The organism is Castellaniella sp. (assembly GCF_034675905.1).
Taxonomy (GTDB): domain Bacteria; phylum Pseudomonadota; class Gammaproteobacteria; order Burkholderiales; family Burkholderiaceae_B; genus Castellaniella.
This window is the reverse complement of the sequence record NZ_JAUCCV010000010.1, coordinates 737,821-758,078: the sequence shown is the minus strand read 5'-3', so window position 1 is coordinate 758,078 and position 20,258 is coordinate 737,821. Positions and strand designations below refer to the sequence as shown.

At 62.3% G+C, this 20,258-nt stretch carries 26 protein-coding genes; 6 read left to right on the top strand and 20 right to left on the bottom strand.

Annotated elements, in window-relative coordinates:
- The 20 genes from sctU to VDP79_RS13765 all read right to left on the bottom strand — a co-directional run bounded on the left by sctU (position 1) and on the right by VDP79_RS13765 (position 14,233).
- Positions 1-1,053: a type III secretion system export apparatus subunit SctU gene (gene sctU / locus VDP79_RS13860; protein WP_323018750.1), complete on the bottom strand. Its 1,053-nt coding sequence runs from the start codon at positions 1,051-1,053 to the stop codon at positions 1-3.
- The gene (sctT, locus tag VDP79_RS13855; RefSeq protein WP_323018749.1) at positions 1,050-1,850 is read right to left on the bottom strand and encodes a type III secretion system export apparatus subunit SctT; all 801 of its coding nucleotides are present in this window, start codon (positions 1,848-1,850) and stop codon (positions 1,050-1,052) included. Before sctT ends, sctU begins: the two co-directional genes overlap by 4 nt.
- A gap of 13 nt (positions 1,851-1,863) precedes the next feature.
- Complete coding sequence (gene sctS / locus VDP79_RS13850; RefSeq protein WP_323018748.1) at positions 1,864-2,130, bottom strand: type III secretion system export apparatus subunit SctS; 267 nt, start codon at positions 2,128-2,130, stop codon at positions 1,864-1,866.
- A gap of 7 nt (positions 2,131-2,137) precedes the next feature.
- Entirely contained in the window at positions 2,138-2,809 is a 672-nt protein-coding gene (gene sctR / locus VDP79_RS13845) for a type III secretion system export apparatus subunit SctR (RefSeq protein ID WP_323018747.1), read from the bottom strand.
- Positions 2,806-3,882, bottom strand: coding sequence for a type III secretion system cytoplasmic ring protein SctQ (sctQ, locus tag VDP79_RS13840; RefSeq protein WP_323018746.1), 1,077 nt, complete (start codon positions 3,880-3,882; stop codon positions 2,806-2,808). The genes sctR and sctQ overlap by 4 nt, the downstream gene beginning before the upstream one ends.
- A gap of 13 nt (positions 3,883-3,895) precedes the next feature.
- Positions 3,896-4,465, bottom strand: coding sequence for a hypothetical protein (locus VDP79_RS13835; protein WP_323018745.1), 570 nt, complete (start codon positions 4,463-4,465; stop codon positions 3,896-3,898).
- Entirely contained in the window at positions 4,462-4,968 is a 507-nt protein-coding gene (locus tag VDP79_RS13830; RefSeq protein WP_323018744.1) for a type III secretion protein, read from the bottom strand. Before VDP79_RS13830 ends, VDP79_RS13835 begins: the two co-directional genes overlap by 4 nt.
- Positions 4,965-6,305 carry a type III secretion system ATPase SctN gene (gene sctN, locus VDP79_RS13825; protein WP_323018743.1) on the bottom strand — a complete coding sequence of 447 codons (1,341 nt, stop codon included), beginning with the start codon at positions 6,303-6,305 and terminating at the stop codon, positions 4,965-4,967. Before sctN ends, VDP79_RS13830 begins: the two co-directional genes overlap by 4 nt.
- An 18-nt stretch (positions 6,306-6,323) precedes the next feature.
- Positions 6,324-6,962, bottom strand: a complete 639-nt coding sequence (locus VDP79_RS13820; protein ID WP_323018742.1) for an HrpE/YscL family type III secretion apparatus protein — start codon at positions 6,960-6,962, stop codon at positions 6,324-6,326.
- Positions 6,932-7,588, bottom strand: coding sequence for a SctK family type III secretion system sorting platform protein (locus VDP79_RS13815; protein WP_323018741.1), 657 nt, complete (start codon positions 7,586-7,588; stop codon positions 6,932-6,934). The genes VDP79_RS13820 and VDP79_RS13815 overlap by 31 nt, the downstream gene beginning before the upstream one ends.
- Positions 7,585-8,433 carry a type III secretion system inner membrane ring lipoprotein SctJ gene (gene sctJ / locus VDP79_RS13810; RefSeq protein ID WP_323018740.1) on the bottom strand — a complete coding sequence of 283 codons (849 nt, stop codon included), beginning with the start codon at positions 8,431-8,433 and terminating at the stop codon, positions 7,585-7,587. The genes VDP79_RS13815 and sctJ overlap by 4 nt, the downstream gene beginning before the upstream one ends.
- A complete protein-coding gene (gene sctI, locus VDP79_RS13805; RefSeq protein WP_323018739.1) occupies positions 8,433-8,858 on the bottom strand; it encodes a type III secretion system inner rod subunit SctI in 426 nt (141 codons plus the stop codon). The genes sctJ and sctI overlap by 1 nt, the downstream gene beginning before the upstream one ends.
- Positions 8,859-8,873: 15 nt before the next feature.
- Positions 8,874-9,332, bottom strand: coding sequence for a hypothetical protein (locus tag VDP79_RS13800; protein WP_323018738.1), 459 nt, complete (start codon positions 9,330-9,332; stop codon positions 8,874-8,876).
- Positions 9,332-9,814 carry a SycD/LcrH family type III secretion system chaperone gene (locus tag VDP79_RS13795; protein ID WP_323018737.1) on the bottom strand — a complete coding sequence of 161 codons (483 nt, stop codon included), beginning with the start codon at positions 9,812-9,814 and terminating at the stop codon, positions 9,332-9,334. Before VDP79_RS13795 ends, VDP79_RS13800 begins: the two co-directional genes overlap by 1 nt.
- Before the next feature lie 28 nt (positions 9,815-9,842).
- On the bottom strand, positions 9,843-11,111 hold the full coding sequence (gene sctE, locus VDP79_RS13790) for a type III secretion system translocon subunit SctE (protein ID WP_323018736.1): 1,269 nt from the start codon (positions 11,109-11,111) through the stop codon (positions 9,843-9,845).
- Between the two features lie 29 nt (positions 11,112-11,140).
- Positions 11,141-11,968 carry a type III secretion system translocon subunit SctB gene (gene sctB, locus VDP79_RS13785; protein WP_323018735.1) on the bottom strand — a complete coding sequence of 276 codons (828 nt, stop codon included), beginning with the start codon at positions 11,966-11,968 and terminating at the stop codon, positions 11,141-11,143.
- Positions 11,969-12,066: 98 nt separating this feature from the next.
- Positions 12,067-12,570 (bottom strand): SycD/LcrH family type III secretion system chaperone, encoded by a 504-nt coding sequence (locus VDP79_RS13780; RefSeq protein WP_323018734.1) that lies wholly within the window; start codon positions 12,568-12,570, stop codon positions 12,067-12,069.
- A 24-nt stretch (positions 12,571-12,594) separates the two neighbouring features.
- Positions 12,595-12,876 carry a hypothetical protein gene (locus VDP79_RS13775; RefSeq protein WP_323018733.1) on the bottom strand — a complete coding sequence of 94 codons (282 nt, stop codon included), beginning with the start codon at positions 12,874-12,876 and terminating at the stop codon, positions 12,595-12,597.
- Between the two features lie 15 nt (positions 12,877-12,891).
- Entirely contained in the window at positions 12,892-13,518 is a 627-nt protein-coding gene (locus tag VDP79_RS13770) for a hypothetical protein (protein WP_323018732.1), read from the bottom strand.
- Between the two features lie 79 nt (positions 13,519-13,597).
- Entirely contained in the window at positions 13,598-14,233 is a 636-nt protein-coding gene (locus VDP79_RS13765) for a hypothetical protein (protein WP_323018731.1), read from the bottom strand.
- Between the two features lie 235 nt (positions 14,234-14,468).
- On the opposite strand from VDP79_RS13765, the gene sctW reads away from it, so the two are divergent.
- Genes sctW through sctD form a run of 6 tightly spaced genes read left to right on the top strand, consistent with a single transcriptional unit; the run spans position 14,469 to position 20,258 of the window.
- A complete protein-coding gene (sctW, locus tag VDP79_RS13760) occupies positions 14,469-15,572 on the top strand; it encodes a type III secretion system gatekeeper subunit SctW (RefSeq protein WP_323018730.1) in 1,104 nt (367 codons plus the stop codon).
- Positions 15,572-15,955: a CesT family type III secretion system chaperone gene (locus VDP79_RS13755; protein WP_323018729.1), complete on the top strand. Its 384-nt coding sequence runs from the start codon at positions 15,572-15,574 to the stop codon at positions 15,953-15,955. The genes sctW and VDP79_RS13755 overlap by 1 nt, the downstream gene beginning before the upstream one ends.
- Before the next feature lie 14 nt (positions 15,956-15,969).
- On the top strand, positions 15,970-16,371 hold the full coding sequence (locus tag VDP79_RS13750; RefSeq protein WP_323018728.1) for a hypothetical protein: 402 nt from the start codon (positions 15,970-15,972) through the stop codon (positions 16,369-16,371).
- 11 nt (positions 16,372-16,382) lie between these two features.
- Positions 16,383-16,775: a hypothetical protein gene (locus tag VDP79_RS13745; protein ID WP_323018727.1), complete on the top strand. Its 393-nt coding sequence runs from the start codon at positions 16,383-16,385 to the stop codon at positions 16,773-16,775.
- A gap of 12 nt (positions 16,776-16,787) precedes the next feature.
- Positions 16,788-18,884: a type III secretion system export apparatus subunit SctV gene (gene sctV / locus VDP79_RS13740; protein ID WP_323018726.1), complete on the top strand. Its 2,097-nt coding sequence runs from the start codon at positions 16,788-16,790 to the stop codon at positions 18,882-18,884.
- Between the two features lie 33 nt (positions 18,885-18,917).
- Positions 18,918-20,258, top strand: a complete 1,341-nt coding sequence (gene sctD, locus VDP79_RS13735) for a type III secretion system inner membrane ring subunit SctD (protein WP_323018725.1) — start codon at positions 18,918-18,920, stop codon at positions 20,256-20,258.

Genomic DNA, 20,258 nt, shown 5'->3' with positions numbered 1-20,258 from the left:
CTACTCCGGTGTGTCCGACGCCAGCTTGCGCACCAAACGCAATATCTCGGCAACGGGTTCGATCAGTTCGCTGGGGATGTACTGCTGCGGCTCGGCATGGTCCATCAAAGCATGCGCCAAGGGGATATTCTGCATCACAGGCACGCCGGCTTCGCGGGCCGCCCGCATCATTTCCTCTGCCAGGGCGCCTTCACCCTTGGCCAGCACCATGGGCAAGGGCGTTTCATCCTTGTCGTAATACAGAGCGATCGCCAAGTGGGTCGGATTGGTCACCACCACCGAGGCCTTGCGAGCGCTCTGGACCGCCCCCTGCATGACCATTTCCTGGTGCAAATGCTTGCGCTGCCCCTTGATGTGCGGATCGCCTTCCATTTCCTTGTATTCCTGTTTGATTTCTTCTTTGCTCATCATGAGCTGCTTGCGGTGCTGCATGCGCTGCCAGACAAAATCGGCCAGAGCAATGATCGTATAGGCGACCGCCACGTTGATGATCAGCGTGCGCAGCATGCCGCCGACCCCCATTTGCAGCCCCGCCAGCCCGCTGTGCGGCACCGACATGAGTTGGGGCAACGCATCGCGCACCACCAACGTCACCAACACGGACAGAAAGGCGATCTTGATGATGGATTTCAGGAATTCCATCAGATTGCGAGCCGAGAAGATATTTTTCAAATTGCTGATCGGATTGAGTTTCTGCCCGGAAGGCATCAGCTTCTTGAAGGCCAGCACGATGCCGACCTGCAGGAACTCACTGAACATGCCGACACCCAGCACAATCAGCACCACCGGCAGGACCTGGCCGACGGCTTCTTTCATAGACGCCTCGAGCGCCGTCTTCAGGGCCAGATCGAATGGCAAGCCGACCAGCTCCGACGGGATCAGCAAAATACGCCCCAGGGATTCAATGATGTGGGTCGCGTTCCCCAGAAAATAGCCGAACAGCGCCAGGATCAGCAGCGTCTGCGTGAAATCCTTGCTGTGGGCGACCTCGCCCTTCTCGCGGGCCTCTCGCAGTTTCTTGGAGCTGGGCTGTTCGGTCTTCTCGCCGCTCATGGATGCCTCCATTGGCCGTCAAGAAAGTGCAGTATGCCCGGTATGCCCCGGACCGTCTCGTCGGCGTATTCGAACAGGGTGCTCATGTACAACACCAACACCAGCAGCGCCAGGGCGCTCTTGATGGGCATGGCCAGGAAAAACACCTGCAGCTGCGGGGCAAAGCGGCTGACCAGCGCCAGCCCCAGCTCTGCCAGAAACATGGACACGACGGCAGGCGCCGCAAACAGCAGCACCAGCCGCATGAAGCGGCTGAGCTGATCCAGCATCAGCGGGATGCTGGTTTCGCGCAGAACCGGCGTCCAGGACCACAGATCCCACAGACGGAAACTGTCGTAGATCAGATTCAGCATCAGCGTGAACCCGCCGCCGACCAGAAAGAACACCAGAAAGGCCTGATTGAACAGAATGCCCAGGGGCGAGGAATCATTGCCGGTCGCCGGATTGATGACGGCCCCCAGGCTGGCGCCGCGCTGGTTATCGACGACAAACCCGACCGCCTCGAAGATCCAGAACGGAATGGCGATCAGGAACCCCATCACCAGACCGATGAAGATTTCCTTGCCCACCAACAGCATCAAGTCGATGGTTCCCAGGTCAATGGCCGCGTAGCGCGGCGTCAGCATGGGCACCAGCACCAGCCCGATTGCCGCGCCGATGCCATACCGCAACAGCCCCGGCAGCAGCTGGCGATTGAACAGCGGCAGCATGGCGCACACAGCCAGGATGCGAGGCTGGGTCAATGCCCAGGCCCCCAAGAACACCTGGGCTTCTGCGTAGTTCGTGCCGCCAAGCATGATCGTCCCGGCCTCAGTGGATTTTATAAAACAGATCGAACACCGAAATGGTGTAGTTATAGAGTTCGCCGCTGAGCCAGCGCGCCGTCAGCAAAATGGTGATGAAGACGGCGATCAGCTTGACGGCAAACGACAGCGTCTGCTCCTGGATCTGGGTCAACGCCTGGAATAAGGAAAACAGCGTACCCACGATCGCAGCGACCGCAATGGGCGGCAGCGACAGCCACAGCGTCAGATAAAGCGCCTGGGTCATATAAGAAACGATGTCGACGGTTCCCATGGCTTGCTCAGGAATAGGAAAGCACAAGACCCTGGACCAGGCGCGTCCAGCCATCCACCATGACAAACAGAAAGAGCTTGAGCGGCATGGAAATCGTCACCGGCGAGACCATCATCATGCCCATGGCCAACAGGATGTTGGACACGATCAGATCGATGATGACAAACGGCAGATACAGCAGAAAACCGATCTGAAACGCCTCGGTCAGCTCCGTCACCAGAAAGGCCGGCACCAACACGATCAGGTCATTCTGCTGCAAATCCCGCGCCTGGGCGTCGCCCCAAAGATGCCGCGCCGTGCGCACAAAGAAATCACGCTGCTCCGGCCGGCTGTTCTTCAACATGAACTCCCGCAACGGCTCCGCGCCGCGCGTCACGGCATCGAACATGGCATTCACCTGATCCCCGCCGCTGACGGACTGGCTGGTCTGCTGGCGCACGGTTTGCAGTTCGTGGCCCACCTGCATGACCACCGGCCCCATCACATAGACCGACAGAATCGCCGCCAGGCCGTACAAGGCCATATTGGGCGGCACCTGCTGCACGCCCAGCGCGTTGCGCACCAGCGCGAACACGACCGCCAGCTTCAGAAAGGACGTGGTCATGACCGCGACCAGCGGCAACAGCGCCAGCAGAGCCAGCGCAATGGCCAGGCTGACGGGATCAAAGTTGCCGCTCATGCCCCGCCCTTGCCCAGAGTGCCGATACACACGCCGACATGACCATCGACCTCGACCAAGGACCCGGTCCCGATCAGTGCGCCATTGGCGCGGATCATGACCGGACCGTCCGACAAGGGGCGTTGCAGATCGAAGATGGCCCCGGGCTGCAACTGCCGCAGTTCAGCCAGGCTCAGGGATCGGTCGCCCAGATCAAAGCTCAGCCGGACCGGGATGGCGTCCAGATCCAGCGGCTCGCCCGAAGGCGCGTCCTCGTCAGGAGGGGAAGTCTGTGTCATGAGGGAAGTCCAGCCTTGAGTCACAAGATAAGAAGATTGTTCCGCGCGCACCCGCACGCCCTGGCCGCCGGGGAACCCCAGCCATAGCTCGCCTTGCGGGCTGACCAAATAGTCATCCAGCAGGATCACGTCGCCGCTGGCCAGCGTCTGCAATACATCCGCTGGCAATCGGGCATGGCCCACCTCGGCCCGCAGACGGATAGGCATGCCATCGATATCCACCGGCCCAGCAGCGGATGCAGGCATCCGGGCCAGCAAGCTGGCCAGCAGCAGCAGGCCCAGATCATCCGCCTCCAGCACCATCAACAAGGCGCTGCCGGCAGGCTGCGCATGTGCCGCCACAGTCCAGACATGCGGCAACGGCGCCGCATCATCGCTTGGCGCCACCTGTAAAGGCCCACCGGGCGATACGCCCGCCAACGCGGCGACGACCTCGGCCACAGCCGCGTCCAATGCAGCATCCAGCAAGGCGTCCGGCAAAACGCCCAGGGCCAGTTCAGGCACTCGCGCACTGACCCACGCCGCCAATGCGCCCGCCGGCGCACACGCCCGCAAGGCGGCGCCGGCCCACTCGAAGCGCACGCTTCGATCCGCCTGCCGGCGCAGGGCATCGGGCGCGCCCGGCGTCAAGCCGATGCGCCAGACGCCGGCCTGCGCATCCGCGCCTTCCTGCACCGGCAAGGTGACCGTGAAATCGGCCCCATGCGCTGCAATCAGCGTCAGCGCCTGTGCCTGGCTGGCGGTCAAGCGGGGCAAGGTCGCGGGGGCGGCGATGTCGAGGTTCATAACATCCATGTAACGGTCTTGATCATGCGGCAGCTGCCGCTTCAGTCAGGCAGGGGTCGTCCGGGTCATCGGCGCTGACACGCACCAGCACGGGTCGCCCTACCGATTGCGCCCATTCATCCGCCAGCGCCCGGGCGCAGGCTGCCAGCCTTTCGCGCGAAGCCTCGCGCGAACAGACAAAAGCAGCCACCAGGCGGCCTTCTTCTTCGTAGACGCTCATCGTCACACCTGGCAGGATCTCGTCCTTCAATGCCAGACGGACTTCTCGGCGACCCGTGCTGCCATCGCCCACCAGCATGCGGTCAGCCGCCCGCGCCAGGTCCTGCGCCAAGCCTGCCGGCGCCTGCTCCGAACCGGAGAGGGGGGCGGCAGGCCCGCCAAAAAGGGCGAAGGGCTTGGGAGTATCGCCCGCCGGATCGGCCGCCGCCGCGGGAGCGCCGTCCGCAGATGTCTGATTCATCGCCTGCTCGAAGGCGCGACGATCCGCGTCCGCCGCCTCGCGGCGCGGCTGTCCCAGGCCGGACTGCGACAAATCCGGCAATCCCTGGCTCAGGCCGATATTCAGGTCGATACGACGATCAGTCATGGTCATGAAGGCTCATATTCATCATGATGCCGCCAGTCATCGTGGTCACGCGTCACGGACGCGGCCTCTTCCATTTCCTGGTCTTCCTTGCGTTCCAGTTCATGCATCTGCTCAGCGGCATGGATGCGCGCCAGTTCAATGAATTTCTCGACCATGCGGCTGGCCTCGCGGTGGGTCTCGCGGCGCTGAGTCAGGATATCCGCCTCATGACTGACCTGCTCGGCAGCCTCCGTCACACGGCCTTCCCGATCCTGCTCGCCTTGACGCAGGTCCGCCACCCCCTGCATCACGTCTTCGATCTCGCCGACGCGCACGAGGCGGCTGCATAAATCCTGATACATCGCCTGTTCCTGATCCTGCGCCCATTGCTGAAACTGCACCAACTGCGTGACGGCATCATCACGCAGCTCTTCAGCCTGGGCATAGGCCTGGCGCTGGCGGGCCACGGCCAATTCAGCCTGCTCTTCACGAAAGCGCTTGATGGCAAGCAGCTCGCTGAATACGTTCATACGCCCGCTTCCTTGCCCACGATCGCCGCCATCCCCTCGAGCGCCTCGGGCAATGTGGCGTGTTCGTCCGTCCGCTGCCGCAGAAAGCGGTTGATGGCGTCGATTTTGTCGATGGCCTCGTCGGTGACCGCATCGCCGCCGCGCTTGTATTCGCCGATCTTGACCAGCAATTCCACTTCCTGATATTTAGCCATCAACTCACGAATGCGACCCGCCAGACGCTTGTGCTCTGGCGTGATCACGGCATTCATGACGCGACTGGCCGAGGCCAGCACATCGATGGCCGGATAATGGTTGGCGGCTCCCAACCGGCGCGACAACACGATGTGGCCATCCAGGATAGAACGCGTCTCGTCGGCGATGGGCTCGGTCATGTCGTCCCCCTCGACCAGGACGGTATACAAGGCGGTGATCGACCCATGCTGATTCATCCCGACGCGTTCCATCAGCTTGGGCAGCGTGGCAAAGACCGACGGGGGATAGCCGCGGCGCGTCGGCGGCTCGCCAGCTGCCAGGCCGATTTCCCGCTGAGCACGGGCAAAGCGCGTCACGGAATCCATCAGAAAGAGGACCCGCTTGCCCTGGTCGCGGAAATACTCGGCGATCGCCGTGGCCACATAAGACGCTTTGGCGCGCTCCATCGAAGACTTGTCGCTGGTCGCGCAGACGATCACGCTCTTGCGGCGTCCCTCCGGGCCCAGTTCATTTTCCAGGAACTCGCGCACCTCGCGGCCCCGCTCGCCGATCAAGGCGACCACCGTGACATCCACATCGGCGCCTTTGACCAGCATGCCCATCAGCGTCGACTTGCCGCCGCCGGCAGCAGCAAAAATACCCATACGCTGCCCCTCGCCGCAGGTCAGCACGCCATCCAGCGCACGCACCCCCAGCTCTAAGGGCTTGTCGATGATGCGCCGCGACAGGGGATCCGGCGCTTCGGCAAAAACGGGATAGAACTTGCTGGCCTCCAGCGGCCCGCGCTCGGCCCCGTCCAAGGGGCGTCCCAAACCATCCAGCACGCGCCCCAACAGGCCTGGCCCGACCGGCACCATATGCGCGCGCCCCGTGGGAATGACCTCGGTGGCGGAAGAAATCCCGTACATATCTCCCAAGGGCGTCAACAAGGCGGCATCCCGGGCGAAACCCACGACCTCGCCCTTCATCTCGAAGTCTTCGCCGGGATTGCGCAAAATGCAGACTTCGCCGATCTTGACCGTGGGCACCACCGCCTTGATGATGGTGCCGATCACCTGCGTGACCCGCCCCTTGATCCGCAAGGTCGGCGTGTCCTGCAAAGCCATTTCCATCATTTCGGTGATGTAGTCGAACTGGCGCATGTTCTGCCTCGCGTCCCGTCAGACCCGGCTGCCCAGGGTGCGCTGAAAAGCCCCCCGCAGCGCCTCGATCTGGCCCTCCAGGCTGGCCTCGACCATCCCGATTTCGCTTTCCAAAATGCAGGCGCCCCGGCCCAGCCGCGCATCGGCCAGCAAGTCCAGATACCCCACCCCTGGATACGCCGCCAGGATGTCATTGATGCGCCCGCGGACGATCTCGATCTCATCCGGGTGCAGGCGCAGCGTCATCTGCTTCTGATTGCGCACGACGGCCAGCGCATTGCGGACGACCACCATGACTTTTTCCTGATCGTCGAAGCCGTCGACGACCTTGCGCACGGCGGCCATCACCAGATCGACCATCTCGTTTTCGATCCCCGCAAAATAATCCACGGTCCGGCCCACGGTCTCGATCATCTTTTCCGCCTGGTCGAGCAGGGCTTCCTGCTTGCCGTCCTCGTAGCCGCGCTGCCGCTCGGCCTCAAACGCCGCCTGTGCGCCTGCCAGAATGGCGTCGGCCTGGGCATGGGCATTGTCCAGCACCGCCTGCGCCTGCACCAGGACCGCCAGATCCCCCGCCCGCAGCACACGGGCTGCAGGATCCAGGGTTGCCGCCAGCTTGCGCGGGGTCAGTGCATCACGGGGAATGAGGAATGCCATGTCGGTTCAATCTGTTGTAGAACATCCAGCGCCAAGGCCAGGGCCTCTTGCCGGTCGGTAGGCTCTATCGCAGGACGGCCCTGCAACGGCGACGGGTCAGCCATTTTGAGCGCCGCGCGCTGGCTGAGTTCGGGGCCACCGGCCTGCAAAGCCGCCATCAACATCGCACTGCCTGTCTGATCGACCGCATCAGCCAGGCCATCGACATCCAGGCCTGCCAGCCAGTCGAGCGATACACCTCGTCGGCCAGGCGCTTGCTGGGCAAACCCCATGACCTCCGGCCCCAAGGCCGTCGTCAATCGCCGGACATCCGCGCCGGCAATGACACGGCGCAAGCGTGACGCGCACAGCGCCGCCCCCACATGATGCGCCACCCGCGCCAGGCGCGGTGGCGGCAGCAAGGCCAGGGCCAACTCAGGGCGATCCGCATCCAGCACCGGACGGTCCTGCAACCCCAGCTGGCGCAGAATACGAGCCGACCACTGGCGATGCCAGGCAGCCTGACAGGCGTCAGGCACCGGCTGCGTCACCCCCCCAAACTGGGCATGCCGGCTGGGATGCAGGGTCTTGCTGGGCAATAAATTGAACTCCAGCAGCCGATCGCCGAATAAAACATTCGCCGTCATTCGCCGCTACCCCGGGCCGCCGGCTGGATGACCGGGTCCTGGCGGGTCTGCGCAACCGGGCGGCCCGGCACCAGTCCCTGATGCCACAGCACGTAGCCCAACCCCGCCAGCGCCGCCAGCAGCAGGAACACCAGCACCGCCAGCAGCGTCGCCAAGCCAGCAGCCGAACCCTGCGCAACCTGCACCCCCAGCACCGTGGTCAGCGCTGACTGTGTCTCTTGGCGATCAGCCCGAGGCTGTGCCGACACCAGCGTGATGGAGACCCGTTCCTCGGTCAAACCGGGAATCGCATGGGTGACGAGCTGGCGGATCTGCGGCTTGAGCGCATCGAAGGAATAGCCGACCTGGTGCTTGATGAAAACCGCTGCCGTTGACGGCGTAGAGGCCTCGCCGATTTCGCCGCGTTCAGGCAACACCACATGGACCCGGGCGGTCAGAACGCCGTCCATCTGCGACAGCGTGTTGGTCAGTTCCTGCGACAGGGCATAGATGTACCGGGCCCGCTCTTCGAGGGGGGACGACACCAGGCCTTCTTTACGGAAGATCTGTCCCATGCCGGCGAATTGCTCTCGTGGCAAGCCGCGCGCATGCAGAATATCCAAGGCCCGCGCGACCTGAGCGCCATCCACGGATACTGCCACGCCTTCTTTGCCGGAAATCTTTTCGGCCCTGATGCCATGATCAAGCAGAACGGACAGCAGCTCGTTGGCCTCGCCCTCGGTGGCCGAGGAGTACAGCGTCACGCTGGACCCGCATGCGGCCAGTCCGGCCAGGACTAGCGCCGCCAACGCAAACTTGAACCACCGGATCCAGGAGGGCATCACATCCACACGAAAAAGAGTCATCAAGACATCCTGACCAAGGTATCAATATTTTGCGTCGAGCGCGATACGGCTTTACCCACCAATTCATACTGGACCGACACCTGCAGCAATTCCGTTTGCAGGCGCAACATGTCACTGACGGCCGGCTGCGCGCCCATGCCGTCAAGATTGCGGGCGATATCCTTCCACGTCGAGGAAAAATCATCGGCCACGCCTCTCAATCCCGAGAGGATCTGCCCCCCCAGGGTGGGGACATCGGCAGACGGCGCGGCAAAAGCGGATTGCACCGCCGCCGATACCCCTGCTTGCAGGGGCATTTCCTGTGGCGCCTGCATGACGGCATTGAACCGTTCGGTGGCCAGCGCATCCGGCTGAGCGGGCGGCGCCAGATTGACCACAGGCTGAACCTGACCTGCCAATGAGGCAGCGAGAGCGGCGATTTCCAAGGAGTACTCCCTCAATCAAGAATCATTCGATGCATCATCAACGGCCAGTCCCAGCATCTGCTGGGCCAACACGGCCCCCTCACCAGATTGCCGCGCAGCCAGAGACAGCATGCGGCGGCTTTCCGCACCATGCCCTGCCAATTGCAGGGCCAAACCGCACCAGGATTGAACCACAGCCTGCTCTTGCAAGTCCGCCAGATGAACGTCCTGCAGCAGGCGGGCGGCCTCTTCGGCGCGCCCCGCATTCAGGCGGGCCACCGCCAGCCCCACCAGGGGGAAGGCGCGTTCAGGCCGCACCTGACGCAGAAAGCCGAAAATACGATCCGCGCGGCTCAGGTCGCCGCGGCTGGCCGCCAGCATGCCGACCTCTGCCAGGAATCGGGCATCCTCCGCCTCAAGCACAAAAGCCGTCTCGGTGGAGACGGCTTCCAATCCAGGCGGTACAGCCTCGAGGGGCGGATCCGCAAGCTGCATCAGGACGCCCTTTTGCCCGCCAAGCCGCGCAACACCTGAGCGCGCGGCTTCAGGGCATCATAGCGGCCGCCGGATTCAGCAATGCAGCGCAGCACACGGTCGAGTTCTTCTGCGGCATCCCCCGCCTGGCCCAGCATCAATTGACATTCGGCCACCTGCAAGGCGGGTTCGGGACTGCCGGGAAACAGCACGGACAGCAGTGAATACATGCTGATGGCTTCCTCATAGCGTTCCGATTTTTCCAGACAAACCGCCAGGCCCGCCAGGTAGTGCTTGCGGGTGGGGCCGTACGTCGCCAGGATCGAAAAAATTGGCAGGGCCTGAGCATACTGCCCCTGGGTCACATGGGCATATGCCAGAGCATAGAGGACTTCCAGCTGCGCGCTGCTCATGCGGGATCCAGCCGGCAAAGCCGACAGATCGTCATACAGCTTCTGGGCAACCGGGCTGCGGGACACGTCGGCCGTCGCGGATTTGGACATCAGGTTCTCCTTTCTCGTCATCCTGGATTCAGACCGTCGACTTGCCGCTCATGTTCATGGCGATCTGCGTCATGTTGTCGGTCGTGCCGGCGATCATTTTGCTGACCGCCTGGGTGCTTTCCTCGATCTGCTGGATGATTTTCTTTATTTCCTCGCGGCCTTCTTCCATCTGCTTTTGCAGCTTGACCATCATGGCCTCGAGTTCCTTTTTCTGTGAAATGGCTATCTGGGCTTTTTCCTCGGACTGGGCCTTGGAAATATTTACGCCGCCCTGGGCGATCTGGGTCCCGCCCGACACCACCGCCGAGGTTCCCGTCAGCACCGCATTGAAGGTCTTGAGCGTCGAAATGATCACCTTGCTGCTGACCTGCGAGACCGTGCTGGCCATGGAGGACCCGCCCGTCATGACCGCCATGGCGATCCCGACGCCGATGGCTGCCGCGATGGTCAAGGCCATGGCGATATAGCCCGCCGTCTTTTCATCGGCGCCCGCCATCAGAGCGATGCCTTGCGCCATATTGCCCAGCAAAGAGGGTTCGATGGCCAGCATGATAGGGCAAGCGATCGCCATCGCGCCGCCGACGATCTTGCAGATATTTTCGACCTGCTTGGGGTCTACTCCGCAGACATCCGTCAGAAATTTGCCCACAGTATGCTGGATGAGACTGCCGATACTGATCTCGGGGCCGCCGGCTTCCTGGGAAATGGCATTGGCCAGCGACACGGTCGCCGCAACCGCGCCGACGATCGCCAGGGCCAACAAAGGCGCTGCGGCGCCGCCCGTCGCAACCGTGGCGACGGCCGCCGCCGCCACAGCCACGACCGCAGCGAGAAAAGCGAAGATCTTGCCGACCCAGCCGAAGATCTTGCCGAGCAAGCCCTTGGAACTGGCTTCCTTGCACTTATCGACCCATTCCTTGATCTTTTCCAACTGCTTTTCAGTGTTCTTTTCCGCCTTGACCCGGGCGGATTCCAGGCCTTCCTTGGCCGTCTTGAGCTGTCCATCCTGGGACTTGCTGCGCAGACTGCGCAACAGATCCACCATGTCATTGGCGCTGAAGGCCTGCGCAGGGGCGTCGATCTTGGGCGCTCCGCGCGAATCGACCAATGGGCTCTCGCCGCTCTTGCCCGGCTCCTCGAACTGCTTGGCGTACTTGACGACCTCGGTGTAGAACTTCTCGAGATCGACGTTATTGATCCCGTTGCCGCCGGGGACGTTGTTCACCTGGCCACCATCCGTCTGCCCTCCCACGGGGGGGGTGTAGCCGGGGCCGGTCGAGGAAATCGTCGTGTTCATGCGTGCCTCTCTTGGGTAGTGGGTCCAGATCAGACGTTGCGCGCAATACCGCGATTGGTTTCGTTGCGCGCCTGATCAATGGCGCCCAGCTTTTCGCGGACATCCCGGATCACGTCCATCATTTGCTGCATCAGGTCATTGGCCTGCTGCACGCTTTGCTCGTGGACCTTGGCGTCGGATTCAAGCTCAGACTTCTTGGCGTCGTGCTCGGCGGCTTCTCGTTCCTTGCTGGAACCCACCATGCCGCCGATGCCGGTGAAGATGCTGCCAGCCCCCTGGGCGGAATTGCTGAGCGTGCTGGCGACATTGCTGAGCTTCATGCCGCTGACCGTGTCGGCGCCCGCGTTGATGCCCTTGGCCCCCAACACACCGCCGGTGACCCCCATGCCCACGGACACCAACCCGCCGGTGATCTGGAAAGCGCCCGAAATGATGGCCTGCTGCATGCGGTCTTCGGCGGCATTGCGAATTTCCTGCGCCGCGTTTTTCAGGCTGCTCACCTGGTTTTGCATTTCGGAGTTGCGGACCTCACGCGCCTGATTGCGCATTTCCTGGGCGCACTTCTGAAACAGGGCCATGACCGAATAGATATCGATGGACACCGACTCGGACGACAAGCCGCCGAAAGGGTCGCTCATCGGTTTGTCGCCGCTAGGCTTGGGCAACATGGAATCCAGCAGCGATTCCAGGCGGCCCGCATTGGTGTCGTTAACCTCGACGCCAATCAGCTTGAGGGCGGCTTCCAGCGTGATCCCCGTGGTCTCGACCATTTTCCGCGTCGCCGGGTCCAGCGACTTGGGATCGACGCCCGGCGGAATATAGCCAGGAGGAAGATTGGATTGCAGCGAAATGCTCATGTTGGACTCCGGTATGCTTGTCTGGATCTGCCTGCCGCACCTGGGCGCGCTTACTACTTCAGTGGCCGGCCAGCGGTAAATCGTTCCATGCAAACGATTTATTTTTCCTGGGTCTTTGCGTTGATCGCCTTGAGCAACGCCTCGGAACGGGCCTTGACGGCATCGTGCTCGCCAGGCTTGCACATGGATTCAATAATCAGCTCCAGTGATTCGCGGGCCTCCTGGGGGCGTCCCAGGGCCAGCAGGCACTCGGCGCTGTGGAAGACCGGGATAGGGTCATCCACCCGCATCACTGTCACGACGACGTACTGCTGCAAGGCTTCTTCGTAGCGCCGGGTTATCTGCATGGCCGATGCCAGGGCTAGCTGATAGCGCGAATCCATGTGGTCATAGCTCACCAGCTGGGCAAAGATCTTGAAGGCGTCGTTGTATTTACCCTGAGCATACAGAGAATGACCGTGGGCATACATCGCCTCGCACTCCTGGGCGGTGATCCCCATGGCCTGCGCCAAGGTGCCCCCGGATTTCCACAGGCCGATCAGATTTTCGACGGCTGCATCCGCATCCTGCTGGGTAAATTCGGTATCGGGTTGCTCGCTCATGAGGGCTCCTGTGTGAAACGCTGGTCAGATCATATTGCGCATCTTGCGCGGCCCGCCCGCACGAGGCGTAGCGTTGGCGAAGCTCAGGCGGGCGGCTTCTTCGGCTGCCTCGCGCTCGATATCTTCCATATCCTTGCGAAACAGCGCTTCGGCCTCTGCCTGATGTTTCTCGTTCATGCCGGCAGCCAACTTGTCGGCATCCAGGCCCTGGGCACGGTAGACGTCGGCCGTCGCGGCCAGGCTGCGCTGGGTCTGTTCGATCAGCGCCTCGGCCTCGCGCATGATTTCTTCGGGTGTCTTGGCCATGGTGGTGAATCCTTATCAGATGTTGCGAATGATGGACGAGGTGGAGTCCGTATGCTTTTTCTGCGTGTTCGTCAAAATTTCGATGGACTCGTTTTTCTTGTTGTTCAGGCTCTGCAAACGCAGCATATCCATCTGCTGGTTATTGCTCTGGGCGTCGATCATGCCCTTGACCTTGGTGATGGCTGCGTCGATTTCGCCCTTGGTGGTCCATCCGCCAACCACTTGCTTGCCTGTCACCCAGGGTCCGCCGCTGCCGCCTGGAACATTTTCTTCTCCGGGCAGACGCGTGCGCTGGCCCGTCCGACTGGGAAATCCCAAATCTTCGATGCCGGCCGCGATGATAGCGTCGTTCAAGGGCAGCTCGTATTGCTTGATTTTGTCGTTATTCCAGTCCTTGATCTTGCTGCCGGCATCGGTCCCCTTGATGCCGCCCTGAAAGGCGGTCAACTTGGACAACACGTCATTTAGCTTGGCAATCTGGTCATTGCGCGCCTGCACCGCTTTGACCTGATCCACCAACTGCTGATCCAGCAGTTTGACGCGTTCGCTCTGCACCATCTGAATCAGGGTCTGGATGTCGCCCGACGCAATCGCCTGGCTGATGTCGATCGGCAGCGAACTGCCCACGCCGGAAGTATTCATAATATTTTCCTTGATCTGGATTGCAACATAGCCTGAAGAACAGGCCGTTCAGTCTGGCGCCCGAACACTGTGTGCAGCATCAGATGTTCCGAATGATGCTGGACGCTGAATCCGTGTGTTTCTTCTGAGTATTGGTCAGGATCTCGATGGACTCGTTCTTCTTGTTGTTCAGGCTTTGCAGACGCAGCATGTCCATCTGCTGATTATTACTTTCGGCGTCGATCATGCCTTTGATCTTGGTGATGGCCGCATCGACTTCGCCCTTGGTGACTGTGGGATTGATCACATTGGTGCCATGAATCAAGACCCCGTTGACCGCTTCCCACGGATGCGACGGCTGCTCGCCGGGCTTGGCGGAACGCAAGCCATCATGCTGCTGAATCCCCAAATCGGTAATGCCCGCATCCTGAATGGCGTCATTCACGGCGACCTCGTAGGTCTTGCGCAATTCGTTGTTGGAGCCCCAGTCTGCGGGTTTGGACTGCGCATCGGTCCCCTTGATCTGGCTGGAGTAGGCATTCAGGCTGGACAACACATTGTTCAGCTTGGCGATCTGATCGTTGCGGGACTGGACAGCCTTGACCTGATCGACCAACTGCGAATCCAGCAAGCGGACCCGTTCGCTTTGCACCATCTGGATGATGGTCTGAATGTCGCCGCTGGCAAGAGCCGCTGCGAAATTGACGCCGCCGGAATTGTTGACTGTCATGTTCATGATGGATCATCCTATATCGGTATGTCAGCGGAGGGCGACCGGGTGAAACCGAAGGGCGACCGCCTGCATACCGGATAAGTGTCAGGCAAGCGATAACAGTTCCATCACCAACCAAAAACCAGGGAAAACCCCAGACCGCATTGAAACCTGCCTGATTCCGCGCACTTCAAGGGAACCTTCGCGCGGCGTCCGTTACTACCTCAGACCAGTCTCTGTATGGAACCGCTTCCCCACCATGAACCGCATCGACGCCGGCGGCATTACCCCCGGATTCAGTTCGCCGGGCCAACAGCCCGGATTCAGCACGGATCAGCCCCGCACGGGCACGCTGATGGGCGAACACGCGGTGCTGCTGAAAGGCGGAATCGACTCCCTGAACGATGCCGCCGAGGAAATCAGCCTGCACATGGCGGAAAAGACTGAAAACAAGCACCACGCCGAACGCAAGGTCAAGCCCGAGCGGCCCGTGGAGCTCATGCAGCCGGCGGAAATCATCGAAATGCTGCAACAAGGCCAGGACCCCAATGCCCAGGCCAAGCTCGAAGCGCTTGTCGAAAAACTACTGTCGGGCCAGGGTTCACCCCGCCAGGAGGCCGCCCAGGCATTCGATGATGTCTCCCAGCAATTCCTGGCGCTGCAATACACCCTGCGCAAGGGCGAACAGGACGGCGCCAGCCCCGAGCTGCTGGAGACCCTGCGCGATGCCCTGGCCGATCTGGAAATTGATAGCGGCCCTCAAATCCGGGCGGGCCTGAATGCGCTGGGCAGCGCGGCAGAATTCGCGTCGGACGCCCAAGGGGTTCAGACCTTCCAAAGCACATACCGCGACATCGTTCTGGGCGAAAACACGCTAGGCAAGACGCTGGGCTTGGCGTTGGAACGTTTCGGCGGCAAAGACATGGCCCGCGGCCTCACACAGCTGGTGGCCGCCCTGGGCCAGGACCTGTCGTCCACCCGACCCTCCACCGACCCCCGGCGCTTGCAGGCCCTGACCAGCGATCTGTATCATCTGCAGGTCGCCGCAACGGTCCTGGAAGGCTGCACCGATCTATCCGGCAACCTGCAGTCAAAAGGGCTGGGCGCCCCGGACAGCGAACGATTGATGCGCGACCTGGTTTCGCTGACCAGTGAAAAATGGCTGAGCGAATCCCGTTTCACCTCATTGACCCAACAGCATGGCGTCACGACGCCGGAAGGTCGCATCATGCTGCTGACAGGCATAAAATCCCTGCTGCGCGACCTCCCTGTCCCGGTATTTCCGGATTCCGACACCCGGCAGGGCATCCTGAGCGCCGCCCAGGACGCCCTGGATCTGGCCATCGACGAGGAAGATTTGTAATGACGGGCCCCAACAGCACTCTGCGACAGTTCGGCGAGGCCGCCGGCATCCCGGATCTGTCCTTCGATGCCCGAGGCCAGGTCGTCTTTCGCACGACCCCTGGTCGGTTGCTGGGCTTGGAACACGCCGACACGAACATCCTGGTCTACGCAGCCTGTCCCACGCCGTATGATGCCGGGCAATGGCTGCTGCGCGCCTGCAAGCGCGCACACCACAGCCGGATGGACGACTGGCCGGTGCAACCCGCGCTGCGCGAATACGACGGCGTCTCCTACCTGCTGGCGCTCGTACGGCTCAACGAAGCCGAATTCACGGTATTGCGGCTGCACCAGGCCTTGGACTACCTGAACCGCTGGCTAGACGCCTTGCGTGACGAACCCTGAACCGGAGCCTGCCCATGCCTGATCTGAACGTCAACCGGCTCATGAGCTTCGATCACGGGATCGACAACATCGTCTATGCCCGGAAAAACGAGCCTGACACCCGCACCTTGCCGGACCGGCGCAATCTGGCGCCATCGGATGACCCGATCCGCGCCCAGCTGGCGCAGCTGTTGGACAAACCCAATACCGGCGACTACCTGAAAGAAGCCTTGCGCCCCGACATCGGCAATCGTGACCTGCTGATGCCGTCCCAGTTCGCCGAGGCGCTGCGTGAAGCCCTGAAAAATCTCGCCACGCAGGCCGAATCCGGTGCGGGCGACAGCCGCACGCTGAACCGGGCCGTGCGCCTGCTGAAAGAGGAAACCAATCTGCGCGACCTGGTGGCCATGTACCGCAGCGCGCTATACCAGGGATGAACTCAGGCGCCATGACTCCGGACCCCGATACGCCCACGGCCCCCGAGCCCGCTCGCCCCCTGGGCGAGAACGGCGACATCCTGCTCGACCTGCTGGCCTACATCTATCTGGAAAACGACAGGCCCGAAAAAGCCGCCGTGCTGCTCGCCGCGCTGGACGAGCTCGGCCTGGCCGACGCGCGCCAACGCATCTCGTTGGCGCTGGCGCAATTGCGTGCCGGCAAACCAGAATCCGCACTGGGGACTCTGGATAAAGTAGCCCTCCAAGGAGGCATGGGCACGGCCTTTCATCTGGTTCGCGCCCAGGCTCTGGCGGCGCTAGGCCGATTGCCCGAAGCCGAAGCCGCTATGCGCGCTTACATCAATATGCGTGCCGGCGACGTCGGTGCGGCCGACTCCCGCTAGATCGGATACCCCATGCAACAAACCCTCAGCCGCGTCGTCAACCTCATCACCAGCCGGAACGACATCGTCCTGGCAGTGCTGATCGTCTCGATCATCTTCATGATGATCCTGCCCTTGCCCACCGCGCTGGTCGATGTGCTCATCGGCACCAACATGACCCTGTCGGCGATCCTGCTGATGGTCGCCATGTACCTGCCCTCACCGCTGGCTTTTTCCTCGTTCCCATCCGTGCTGCTGGTGACGACGCTCTTTCGTTTGGGCATCTCGATCGCCACCACCCGTCTTATTCTGCTGCAGGGCGACGCCGGTCACATCATCGAAACCTTCGGCAATTTCGTGGTCGGCGGCAATCTGATCGTCGGCTTGGTGGTGTTCCTGATTCTCACCATCGTACAGTTCGTCGTCATCACCAAAGGCGCCGAACGCGTGGCGGAAGTCGCCGCCCGGTTTTCTCTGGACGCCATGCCGGGCAAGCAGATGTCCATCGATGCCGATCTGCGCGCCGGCACCATCGACATGGATGACGCCCGTAAGCGCCGCACGCTGGTCGAAAAGGAAAGCCAGCTCTACGGCGCCATGGACGGCGCCATGAAGTTCGTCAAGGGCGACGCCATTGCCGGACTGATCATCGTGGCGGTCAATCTGCTGGGCGGCATCCTGATCGGCACGCTGCAACGCGGTCTGACAGCCGGCGAAGCCGTCCAGGTGTATTCCATCCTGACCATCGGCGACGGCCTGATCGCCCAGATCCCGGCGCTGTTCATCGCCATCTGCGCCGGGATCATCGTGACCCGCGTGCAAACCGGCGAAGGCGGCCCCTCGAACGTCGGCAAGGACATCGGCGCACAGATCCTGGCGCAACCGCGCGCGCTCCTGATTGCTGCTGCGGTGGCGCTGGGCATGGGCCTGATCCCAGGCATGCCGACCCTGACCTTTCTGGCGCTGGCCACAGTTGTGGGTGTGATCGGCTTCGTGCTGCTGCGCGGCACCCGCAAGGTCGTGGACGAAAAAACGGGCGAGATCACAGAAATACCCGCGCTGGCCGCCGACGGCCAACCCGCCCCCAAGCCGAAATCCGACGGCAGCGCCGAGTTCGCCCCCACCTTGCCGCTCATGATCGACGTCGCGGCGGGGCTGCAGCGGCATTTCAACGCCGAGGAACTCAATGAAGAACTCATCAAGATCCGCCGGGCGCTGTACTTCGACCTGGGCGTGCCGTTTCCCGGCATCCAACTGCGCTTCAACGAGGCATTGCCCGACAATACCTACCTGATCCTGCTGGCTGAAGTCCCCGTGTCTCAAGGCCAGCTCCTGCCAGACCACATCCTGGTCCGCGACACGGAACAAAACCTGCAGGCCCTGCAGATCCCCTACAGCACCGACAAACAATTCCTGCCCGGCATCCCGACGCTTTGGACCGAGTCCGGCCACGCCGACATGCTGATGGCGGCCGGCATCCCCTGCATGGACGCCCACCAGATCCTGACCTGGCACCTGGCCTTCGTCCTGAAAAAATATTCTTCCGAATTCATCGGCATCCAGGAAACCCGGTTTTTGCTGACCGCCATGGAAGACCGTTTCCCGGATCTGGTCAAAGAAGCCCTGCGCATCATGCCGGTGCAGAAAATCGCCGAAATCATGCAGCGGCTGGTCTCCGAGGACATTTCCGTGCGAAATCTACGGGCGGTCCTGGAAGCCCTGATCGAATGGGGCCAGAAGGAAAAGGATTCCGTCCTGCTGACGGAATACGTGCGCGTCTCTCTCAAGCGGCATATCAGCTATAAATATTCCAGCGGACAGAATATTCTGCCCGCCTACCTGCTGGCCCCCAACGTCGAGGAAACCATCCGCGGCGCCATCCGCCAGACATCCGCCGGCAGCTACCTGGCCCTGGACCCGAACACCACCAAGAAATTGATCACCAACATCCGCACCGCCATCGGCGACATCACGATCAATGCCCGCAAGCCGGTGCTCCTGACTTCCATGGACATCCGGCGCTACTTGCGCAAGATGATTGAACAGGATCTCTATGAATTACCGGTCCTGTCCTACCAAGAGCTGACACAGGAAATCAACGTGCAGCCGCTGGCGCGGGTGGATCTATGATGCCTGCCCGGCAAAGCCCGCCCGGAGTCCCCGATGCCTGAGCCGCTCGAACTGCGCGTGCTCTCCGGCCTGCATCGCGATGCGCGATGCCCGGTGCAGCACGATGACGTCCTGGGCACCTCCCCGGATTGCCATATCGTGCTGGCCGACGAAGGCCTGGCGCCGCGCACCGTCAGGCTGAAGCTGGGCACGAACGGCTGGGACCTGGCCCCGGAAGGTGAAACCGAAGACGCCCCGGCGCCTCCCTCGACCCCCTTCAACCAGGCCATGCCGGTGGGTCCGATCTGGATTACCGTCGCACGCCCGTCCGATCCCTGGAGCCCCGCACCGGAAGCCGCTAACGAGCACACCATCACGCCGATGGCTGAAGCCCCAGCGGACAAAGAGACGGACGACCTCCCTGCGGATGACCCGGCGGCGCACGCTGCTGCGCCAAACCCATCCGACGGCGCAGACGCCGGCCTCCTGGCTGCTGTTCGCCGGCAACCGTCCTGGGGTAAGACCCTTGGGCTGGCTGCCGCCACGGTGACCATCCTGTTGGCCATCCTGATCGCCTGGCTGCTGCCAGGCACGCCAACGCCAGCGCCGAACCGCCCGAACCCCAGGGTCGCTGCGGAACAGTCTCTGGGGCAGATCCAGGCGGCCATCGACAGACTGGGGCTGGCCTCGCGACTGCATGCCGCCATTACGCAGGACAATATCGTGCAAGTGTCGGGCTGGGTGCGCAACGCCGGCGAGCGCGACAATCTGTCTTCCGCCCTGGCGCAGGTCTGGCCCATGCCCGCCATGCAGGTCAGCAGCGAAGCCGAAGCCGTCCAGATCGCCACGATCGCCCTGCGTAACCTTCAGGTCAAATACGAAGCCCGCTACGAAGGCGATGGCCGCCTGAGCATTCAGGGGGTCGCGCTCGACGACACAGGTCGCGCGGCGACCCTGAATGCCGTTCGCGCCCAGCTACCGGGCATGACGATCCTGGGCAACCACATCCTGCTGGCGCCCGCCGTGGCCGACGCCTTGACCCAGGCGCTGGCCGCCGCCGGCCTGAACGGGATGACGCTGGTTTGGCGAGATCACCGGCTCCAGGCTGGCGCCAAGGGGCTGACGGCCGAACAGATGGTTACGCTGGATACCGTCCTGGCGCAGTTCAACCAGGATCACTTCAACATCGCGTCGCTGGCGGATGGCGATCATCCCTATGCCGATGCCGTTCCCTTTCGCATCCGTAGCGTCGTCAGCGGGAAAACACCCTTTATCGTGCTGGAAGATGGGAGTAAATTGCTCATAGGCGGCAGCTACCGGCACTACCGCCTGACCGCCATCGAAGACTCGCGCTTGCTGTTCGACGGCCCGCGCCCCGCCATCGTCCTGCGCTAA

Excerpts from the sequence above, each read along its gene's own strand:
- sctU (WP_323018750.1), bottom strand. The coding sequence starts at position 1,053 with ATGAGCGGCGAGAAGACCGAACAGCCCAGCTCCAAGAAACTGCGAGAG.
- sctT (WP_323018749.1), bottom strand. The coding sequence starts at position 1,850 with ATGCTTGGCGGCACGAACTACGCAGAAGCCCAGGTGTTCTTGGGGGCC.
- sctS (WP_323018748.1), bottom strand. The coding sequence starts at position 2,130 with ATGGGAACCGTCGACATCGTTTCTTATATGACCCAGGCGCTTTATCTG.
- sctR (WP_323018747.1), bottom strand. The coding sequence starts at position 2,809 with ATGAGCGGCAACTTTGATCCCGTCAGCCTGGCCATTGCGCTGGCTCTG.
- sctQ (WP_323018746.1), bottom strand. The coding sequence starts at position 3,882 with ATGGATGTTATGAACCTCGACATCGCCGCCCCCGCGACCTTGCCCCGC.
- VDP79_RS13835 (WP_323018745.1), bottom strand. The coding sequence starts at position 4,465 with ATGACCATGACTGATCGTCGTATCGACCTGAATATCGGCCTGAGCCAG.
- VDP79_RS13830 (WP_323018744.1), bottom strand. The coding sequence starts at position 4,968 with ATGAACGTATTCAGCGAGCTGCTTGCCATCAAGCGCTTTCGTGAAGAG.
- sctN (WP_323018743.1), bottom strand. The coding sequence starts at position 6,305 with ATGCGCCAGTTCGACTACATCACCGAAATGATGGAAATGGCTTTGCAG.
- VDP79_RS13820 (WP_323018742.1), bottom strand. The coding sequence starts at position 6,962 with ATGGCATTCCTCATTCCCCGTGATGCACTGACCCCGCGCAAGCTGGCG.
- VDP79_RS13815 (WP_323018741.1), bottom strand. The coding sequence starts at position 7,588 with ATGACGGCGAATGTTTTATTCGGCGATCGGCTGCTGGAGTTCAATTTA.
- sctJ (WP_323018740.1), bottom strand. The coding sequence starts at position 8,433 with ATGACTCTTTTTCGTGTGGATGTGATGCCCTCCTGGATCCGGTGGTTC.
- VDP79_RS13800 (WP_323018738.1), bottom strand. The coding sequence starts at position 9,332 with ATGCAGCTTGCGGATCCGCCCCTCGAGGCTGTACCGCCTGGATTGGAA.
- VDP79_RS13795 (WP_323018737.1), bottom strand. The coding sequence starts at position 9,814 with ATGTCCAAATCCGCGACGGCCGACGTGTCCCGCAGCCCGGTTGCCCAG.
- sctE (WP_323018736.1), bottom strand. The coding sequence starts at position 11,111 with ATGAACACGACGATTTCCTCGACCGGCCCCGGCTACACCCCCCCCGTG.
- sctB (WP_323018735.1), bottom strand. The coding sequence starts at position 11,968 with ATGAGCATTTCGCTGCAATCCAATCTTCCTCCTGGCTATATTCCGCCG.
- VDP79_RS13780 (WP_323018734.1), bottom strand. The coding sequence starts at position 12,570 with ATGAGCGAGCAACCCGATACCGAATTTACCCAGCAGGATGCGGATGCA.
- VDP79_RS13775 (WP_323018733.1), bottom strand. The coding sequence starts at position 12,876 with ATGGCCAAGACACCCGAAGAAATCATGCGCGAGGCCGAGGCGCTGATC.
- VDP79_RS13770 (WP_323018732.1), bottom strand. The coding sequence starts at position 13,518 with ATGAATACTTCCGGCGTGGGCAGTTCGCTGCCGATCGACATCAGCCAG.
- VDP79_RS13765 (WP_323018731.1), bottom strand. The coding sequence starts at position 14,233 with ATGAACATGACAGTCAACAATTCCGGCGGCGTCAATTTCGCAGCGGCT.
- sctW (WP_323018730.1), top strand. The coding sequence starts at position 14,469 with ATGAACCGCATCGACGCCGGCGGCATTACCCCCGGATTCAGTTCGCCG.
- VDP79_RS13755 (WP_323018729.1), top strand. The coding sequence starts at position 15,572 with ATGACGGGCCCCAACAGCACTCTGCGACAGTTCGGCGAGGCCGCCGGC.
- VDP79_RS13750 (WP_323018728.1), top strand. The coding sequence starts at position 15,970 with ATGCCTGATCTGAACGTCAACCGGCTCATGAGCTTCGATCACGGGATC.
- VDP79_RS13745 (WP_323018727.1), top strand. The coding sequence starts at position 16,383 with ATGACTCCGGACCCCGATACGCCCACGGCCCCCGAGCCCGCTCGCCCC.
- sctV (WP_323018726.1), top strand. The coding sequence starts at position 16,788 with ATGCAACAAACCCTCAGCCGCGTCGTCAACCTCATCACCAGCCGGAAC.
- sctD (WP_323018725.1), top strand. The coding sequence starts at position 18,918 with ATGCCTGAGCCGCTCGAACTGCGCGTGCTCTCCGGCCTGCATCGCGAT.